Origin of the sequence: Methylobacterium goesingense, assembly GCF_022179225.1 — a bacterium.
Lineage (GTDB): Bacteria > Pseudomonadota > Alphaproteobacteria > Rhizobiales > Beijerinckiaceae > Methylobacterium > Methylobacterium goesingense.
The window spans coordinates 1-6,939 of the sequence record NZ_BPQL01000174.1 but is presented as its reverse complement, the minus strand read 5'-3'; the positions used below and the strand labels follow the sequence as shown (position 1 = coordinate 6,939).

Annotated in this window: 5 protein-coding genes and 4 pseudogenes; 6 read left to right on the top strand and 3 right to left on the bottom strand. The window is 58.0% G+C overall.

Features of this window, described 5'->3' with window-relative positions:
- Nucleotides 1-917, top strand: a 917-nt coding sequence (locus MFF30_RS23250; RefSeq protein WP_238282464.1) for a phosphohexomutase domain-containing protein, incomplete at its 5' end; no start/stop codon positions are given.
- 348 nt (nt 918-1,265) lie between these two features.
- On the opposite strand, the gene istB is transcribed toward MFF30_RS23250, so the two are convergent.
- The 3 genes and pseudogenes from istB to MFF30_RS23235 all read right to left on the bottom strand — a co-directional run.
- Nucleotides 1,266-2,135 carry an IS21-like element ISMex8 family helper ATPase IstB gene (gene istB / locus MFF30_RS23245; RefSeq protein ID WP_238282463.1) on the bottom strand — a complete coding sequence of 290 codons (870 nt, stop codon included), beginning with the start codon at nt 2,133-2,135 and terminating at the stop codon, nt 1,266-1,268.
- Nucleotides 2,132-3,631 (bottom strand): annotated as a pseudogene (gene istA, locus MFF30_RS23240) (IS21 family transposase). The gene istB and the pseudogene istA overlap by 4 nt, the downstream one beginning before the upstream one ends.
- 134 nt (nt 3,632-3,765) lie before the next feature.
- Nucleotides 3,766-3,904, bottom strand: a pseudogene (locus MFF30_RS23235) (IS630 family transposase); the annotation flags it as partial.
- A 55-nt stretch (nt 3,905-3,959) separates the two neighbouring features.
- Between MFF30_RS23235 and MFF30_RS23230 the strand changes: the two are divergent.
- The 5 genes and pseudogenes from MFF30_RS23230 to MFF30_RS23215 form a co-directional block, all read left to right on the top strand.
- Nucleotides 3,960-4,043, top strand: a pseudogene (locus MFF30_RS23230) (IS5/IS1182 family transposase); the annotation flags it as partial.
- Nucleotides 4,044-4,620: 577 nt separating this feature from the next.
- Nucleotides 4,621-4,827, top strand: a pseudogene (locus tag MFF30_RS26285) (FAD-dependent oxidoreductase); the annotation flags it as partial.
- A gap of 27 nt (nt 4,828-4,854) precedes the next feature.
- The gene (locus MFF30_RS23225) at nt 4,855-5,730 is read left to right on the top strand and encodes a hypothetical protein (RefSeq protein WP_238282462.1); all 876 of its coding nucleotides are present in this window, start codon (nt 4,855-4,857) and stop codon (nt 5,728-5,730) included.
- The gene (locus MFF30_RS23220; protein WP_238282461.1) at nt 5,727-6,491 is read left to right on the top strand and encodes a Rossmann-fold NAD(P)-binding domain-containing protein; all 765 of its coding nucleotides are present in this window, start codon (nt 5,727-5,729) and stop codon (nt 6,489-6,491) included. Before MFF30_RS23225 ends, MFF30_RS23220 begins: the two co-directional genes overlap by 4 nt.
- Nucleotides 6,488-6,919 carry a hypothetical protein gene (locus tag MFF30_RS23215; RefSeq protein WP_238282460.1) on the top strand — a complete coding sequence of 144 codons (432 nt, stop codon included), beginning with the start codon at nt 6,488-6,490 and terminating at the stop codon, nt 6,917-6,919. Before MFF30_RS23220 ends, MFF30_RS23215 begins: the two co-directional genes overlap by 4 nt.
- The last annotated feature ends 20 nt before the right edge of the window (nt 6,920-6,939 follow it).

Here is a 6,939-nt window from a genome sequence, read left to right as displayed (position 1 = left end):
GATCGCGGGACCTCGGCCGCGCCAAGCGGATCGAGAGCGTGCATGCCCGCTACATCGAGTTTGCCAAGCGCTCGTTGCCCCGCAATATCACCCTGGACGGCCTGCGGATCGTGGTGGATTGCGCCAATGGCGCCGCCTACCGGGTCGCGCCCGAGACCCTGTGGGAACTCGGCGCCGAAGTCATCGCCATCGGCGTCGAGCCGGACGGCTTCAACATCAACCGCGACGTCGGCTCGACCGCCCCGGCGGCGCTCGCCGCCAAGGTGCGCGAACTGCGCGCCGATATCGGGATCGCCCTCGACGGCGACGCCGACCGGGTACTTATCGTGGACGAGAAGGGGCAGTCGGTCGACGGTGACCAGCTGATGGCCGTGATCGCCCGCTCCTGGAAGGAGGACGACCGCCTGACCCAGCCCGGGCTGGTGGCGACCATCATGTCCAACCTCGGCCTGGAGCGCTACCTCGGTGGCATCGGCCTCACCCTCGCCCGCACGGCGGTGGGGGACCGCTACGTGCTGGAGCACATGCGCGAGCACGGCTTCAACCTCGGCGGCGAGCAATCCGGTCACATCATCATGTCGGATTACGCCACCACCGGCGATGGCCTCGTGGCGGCCCTTCAGTTGCTCAGCGTGGTCAAGCGCCAGGAGCGCCCGGTCAGCGCGGTCTGCCACTGCTTCGAGCCCCTGCCGCAGATCCTCAAGAACGTGCGCTACCGTTCCGGCGAGCCGCTGCAGGCCGATTCCGTCGTCACCGCCATCGCGCATGCCCGTGAGCGCCTGGGCAATGCCGGCCGCCTCGTGATCCGGCCGTCCGGCACCGAGACGGTGATCCGCGTGATGGCGGAGGGCGACGATCGCGGCCTCGTCCTCGAAGTCGTGGACGAGGTGGTGGACGCCGTGACCCGCGCAGTCTAATTTAGATATACGGTCACAGTATGTTATGTAAGGGATCGAACCTGAAGTGGTTGTGCTCTTTCGTCCAATTTTAAAAACCGGCGTAAGACCGCGTATAATCTTGAGCCTGCAGCTCTAAATAGTGGCGTCCACGAACAGTCCCAGTTTTTATAGCAGCTCGTCATTGATAAGATAATTGTAGAGCTTTAGAGCATCTAACAGAATGGCACCTAGCGCGGTCATATGTGTAAAGGGCGGACCAATTCCAGGCCTCTGCGGTGGAGTAAAACCAGGCCAGTGGCGGCCGGCAGCTTGAACGATGAAGGGGCCCGATCGGGCCCCTTCATCGTTCGTCGCCGATCATGAGGCTCAGGCCGGCAGGATCTCGCCCGTCTCGGGATCGTGGGCGTCGGTTGTGGCCTGGTTTTGCTCCGCCTTGCCGTCGGCGCGGCCGCGTCGACTGCGAGAGGATTTGAGGCGGTAGCTGTCGCCGTTCAGGCTCAGGATGCTGACGTGGTGGGTCAGCCGATCGAGCAGCGCGCCGGTGAGACGCTCAGAGCTCAGAACCGAGGTCCAGTCTTCGAACGGCAGGTTCGAGGTCACCACGGTCGAGCCGCGCTCGTAGCGTCGCGAGAAGGTCTCGAACAGCAACTCGGCCCCCGTCGGCGACAGCGGCACGTAGCCAAGCTCGTCGACGATCAGCAGCTTCACAGAGGCCAGTTCGCGCTGAAGCCGGAGCAGACGGCGCTCATCGCGGGCCTCCAGAAGCTGATTGACCAACGAGGCCGCAGTGGTGAAGGCGACCGAGAAGCCCTTCTGGCAAGCCGCCAGGCCGAGAGCCAAGGCGATGTGGGTCTTGCCGGTGCCGGCGTTGCCAAGTGCGATGACGTTCTCCCGGCCGAGGATGTAGCCGCAGCGCGCCAGCTCCAGCACGAGCATCTTGTTCAGGCTCGGGATCGCGGTGAAGTCGAAGGTGTCGAGGCTCTTCACCGCCGGGAAGCGTGCAGACCGGATCCGGCGTTCGACCATGCGTCGTTCGCGATCGATCAGTTCCAGCTCGACCAGCCGAAGCAGGTAGCGCGGGTGGTCGATGCCGCCCTGGGCGCACTCCCGGGCGACCTTGTCGTACTCGCGCAGCACCGTGGGCAGCTTCAGCTGCTTGAGATGGTGGGCGAGCAGGATCCCCGGCGTACCGCCGGTGTTGCCGCCCGGGATTGTCTCGTCACGTGCCGCGCTCATGCCGCCGCCTCCGGCACCAGCACTGCGTAGTCGGCGGCCGCGGTTGTCCTCACCGTGGTCTTGGGTAGATGTAGATAGGCCGCCAGGTCGAGCCGGGGCGGTCGTCGCTCCAACCGGGCCAGCGCAATCAGCTTGACCGCGTCAAAGCCGATCGCTCCGATCCGGATCGCCTCGGTGACGGCCGAAGCCACGACGTCCTTGGGCATCGCCTCCATCAGGCGCAGCACCTGGATGAACTCGCGCTCGCCACGGTTGCCCATGCGCGCCTCCAGGAGGTGGCGCAGGTGCTGGAACGCCTCAGGCAGATCCCAGCCCTGGAGTGCGGCCGCCTGGTCGAGGGCGTTCGGCTTGGTCTCGATCAGCGCGAGGTAATGCAGCGGATCGGAGACGAACACGCCGGCGCCGTAGCTACGCGGGTGTCGGGCGATCTCGATCCCCGCGCACAGGATCACGACCTCCTCGACGAAGCCCTTCACCAGCACGTCCCGGAAGCCGTAGGCGGTCGGCACCGAGTAGTCGTTGCAGCGGTAGCGAACCAGGGCAGTCGAGGAGACCCGCCCAGCCCGCTTCTCGCACGGCTCCAGCGGGACCGCCGGAAGGGAACGCAAGACGGCACGATCGGCGACCAACCGCGTGCCGATACTCTCGGCATGCTGTCCGGCTCGCTCATCCTGCCGGGTCCGGCAGCGTCGTTCCAGATCCGCGTTCAGCGCTTCGAAGGAGGCCGCCTCCGGGGCCGGGGTCATGAAGTTGGACCGGGCGTACTTGACCAAGCCTTCGACCTTGCCCTTGTCGTTGCCTTTGCCTGGCCGCCCGAAGCGGTCCCGGAACAGGTAATGACTCACCAGCTCGGTGAAGGCGCGGGTGCGCTCGCGCCGGCCGTCGCCGCAGATCTTGGCCACCGCGATCTTGGTGTTGTCGTAGAGAATCGACAGCGGCACGCCGTCGAAGAACTTCAAGGCGGCGACATGCCCGTCGAGGAAAGCCTCGGTAGTCTCCTGCGGATACGCCTTTACGAAGCAGGCGTCGGAATGCTGCAGGTCCATGCAGAAGAAGTGGATCTTCTGACGAACGCCGCCGATGGTGGCGACCGCTTCGCCGAAGTCGACCTACGCGTGACCCGGCGGGTGCGCCAACGGCACGAAGGTCTCCCGCCCACTCGCGCGTGCGATCCGGACGTGATCCTTCACAACCGTGTAGCCGCCCGCATAGCCGTGCTCGTCGCGCAGACGCTCGAAGATCCGCTTGGCCGTGTGCCGTTGCTTGACGGATGCGATCCGGTCTGCCTCCAGGATCGCATCGATCACCGGCAGCAAGGGCCCCAGCTTCGGCTTCTCGATCGGCTTCGTGCGGGTGTAGCCCGGCGGCAACGAGAACCGGCACATCTTGGCAATCGTCTCGCGGCTCAGCCCGAACACCCGGGCTGCCTCACGACGAGAGTTGCCATCGTTGAATACGAACTGCCGAACCGCCGCGTAGACTTCCACGGCAAACATCCCGGGCCCCTCCCGAAAGAGAAGCCTCTCACCTGGCCGGCTTTTACACCGGCCGCATCAGCACCCCGCTGACGCTCCAGTGGATGGTTTTGTCACCGCCCTGCACACCGAACCGGGGCAATCCCAATCCCAGTCAATAGGCGGCGGGTCTGGGCCGGGTCACGCGCGCCCCTGGCCAGGACGCGCAGGGCCTCGGCATCAAAATCCGACCGCAGCGGTACCGGAGCAGCCATTCCATCCTCCTCAGGCTCCAAAACCAGAGGACAGAATCATGACCCAGATAGCGACGCTACCCCGCGTGAGTCTCGCTCAACGAGGCTTGGTATAAGAGCGGCGCGCCGACATCTACGAGGCCTTCACCATCCTCGCCGCAAGCCTCATCACACTCAATCAGATCAGATGGTTCTGTTAGGCGCTCTAAAATAGGAGCGCGGTTTGCCGCCACGGATCGTCTGGTCACTTAACTCGGGCTGAACCCAAACGCGGACTAAGGCTACAGGATTTTCTGACCCCGACCTTCGCCTCCTGAAACGGTGCCTACGAGCATTTGAACTTTCATACCAAGACCGACACCGCGTCTCGTCAATCCAAAGAGCCTATTATTCATTGTGCGATCTATAATAATTACTTTTAATAACAGAATTATAATGTAATTTACTTATAATATATCTAATTATATATATATCTTTGTTTTATAAATACTAAAAATAAGCTTCTTTACGCCTATAAACTGATATAGATTTGTATTGATAGAGCTGCACTGCATGGAACGGTCCGCCAGGATTGCCGATCACCACAACGGTCGGCTTGTTTTCGCCGCATGCACGAATTACAAACACCGTGAATTTCCATTTCAAGATGGAAATCTTTTTACGAAATGACGGTGGACAAATGAATTTAAATCGAAGGATCCAACTTAAAAAATCATTCAGCCTCAGAGTTAAATGAAAAAATATAGATTTCAATATTATTGAGGTAATTTATTAGAAATGCCATGCAAAATCGCAGTTATTGGGGGCGGGTGGTATGGATGCCACATTGCATCTTCGCTTATGGCATTGGGATTCAGCGTAAGAATATTTGAACAGAATGACAGGCTGCTTCACGAGGCTTCCGGAAACAATCAATTTAGGCTACATCTTGGGTTCCATTATCCTCGCCATGCTGGAACACGAATCCAATCGCGCGATGGTTTTTCGCGATTCATTGAACGATACAATGATTTGAGTCTGCCTGTTGGCGAAAATATCTATGCTGTCCCACGGCAGACTTCGCTTATAGATTATGATACTTATAAACTTATTATGACAGCAACTGGTATTCCATATAAGTCTATCGAAACGTGCAGCATGGATCTGCGAAATATCGATGGTATGATGAAAGCAGACGAAAGAGTTATTTTAATTGAAAAAGCACGGCACTATTTCTCGACACATCTGCGACAGGTCTTGAGTTTAGGGGTCAAGATTAAATCAGTTGACCATACAAATCATAGCGTCACTGTAAATGGTGAAAAATTCGATTATATGATCGACGCGACTTGGGGACACTTCAGCCCAATTCAAATTGAGACCTTCTTCGAGCCAACTTTACTACTATACTTTGAGGCTGAGGAAGGATTGCCTGCAGTCACGTTCGTCGATGGTCCACTCTATTCTATCTACCCAACAGAGGAAAAAACAATTTACACTCTGTCGAGTGTCCCTCATACGCCACTTGGGCGTTATCGAAGCATCGACGAGGCACGCAGCGTTCGGGACAACGCTGATAAATCTCTTATCGAAATGAAGCTTGATCTAATGACCCAGCAAGCTCTTGAAAACGTACCAAATTTCAGGGATCAATACAAATTTCTCGGTCCGCAATTATCAATCAAGACCAAGCCAGTGGGTAATAGTGACGACAGAAGTTGCTATGTTGGAAAATCAGGGCGCATCTTCACAGTAATGTCCGGCAAGATCGATACGATATTTTTTGCGACTGAACGGATCCTTTCGATGATTGAAGCCGATCATGGAGACGTTCCACGCGATGTTCCTTCGTCACTCCTAACAACGATTCGGGCTAAAGCTACAGAGATAGGCATAAGCGTGCGATGATGGGACGAGCTTTGATCGGCCATACTGGGTTTGTCGGCACGAATCTGTTGGCGCACGGCAAGTACGGCGCGCTTTTCAATACAGCTAACAGCCGGCAAATGTGTGGTCAGCACTTTAAGGAAGTGGTGTGTGCGGGGACGAGCGCCATCAAGTGGAAGGCTAACAAAGACCCGGTTGCTGACTGGGCTGGTGTCAGCAACCTGATCGAAAATCTTGAGGGTGTGCGGGCAGATTACTTTGTCCTAATTTCAACCGTTGATGTGTACCAGAACCCGATCAATGTCACAGAGATGGATTTTGCTTCTGAAGAAGGGGCTGCCTACGGTGCGAATCGGGCCAAGCTCGAGCGCTTCATTCGGGAACGGTTCAAACATCACCTGATTGTCCGGTTACCGGCGCTCTACGGCGTAGGCTTGCGCAAGAACGCGATCTACGACCTCCAGAACGACAATATGGTCGAGAAGATTGATCCCTTGGGGTCCTTCCAATGGTATGATGTCCGCCGTCTGGAAGCAGATCTGGCAGCGATCCGCGACCAAGATTTGAAGCTTCTAAACATCTCAGCAGAGCCAATTGAGATGCGCGAAATCGGGGATCGTTTTTTTCCCGGAAAACTCCGCGCACCCGATCCAACAAATGCGCCGGTACGGTATGACATGCGGACGCTACATCCTACAGTTCTAGGGGGGCGAGGCGCTTATCATTTCTCCAGGTCACAGGTCTTGGAGGGAATAAGCAGCTATCTCGAGGCGGGTCGATGAGCCTGAAGCTAGCAATCTCCAACATAGCTTGGCCAGCAGATATCCGGCATGAAGTTTACGGGTTTCTGAGCCGGAATGGCGTCACCGGGGTCGAGGTTGCGCCGACGAAGATCGCTCCCTGGGATGACCTAAACAAGGCGGTGTTGACAGCAGAGCGGGACCTAATGGCCACGTTCGGGCTCACTGTGTCGTCGTACCAAGCCCTTTACTTCGGTCTTCCCGGCCTTGCCCTCCTTGAGGACGAGCCGGCCTTCGAGGCTCTGCTGAAACACACGGTGCGTGTCGCTCGCATGGCGGAGCAGTTGAGCCAAGGAGGGGGCGGCGTATTCGGTGCTCCGCGCAATCGCCTTCGGGGCAGGCTCAGCGAGGCGGAGGCGTTCGAGTTGGGCGCGGAACGGTTCGCGAAGTTGGCCAAAGCCGTAAGATGAAACGGCTTTGGCCAACTTCG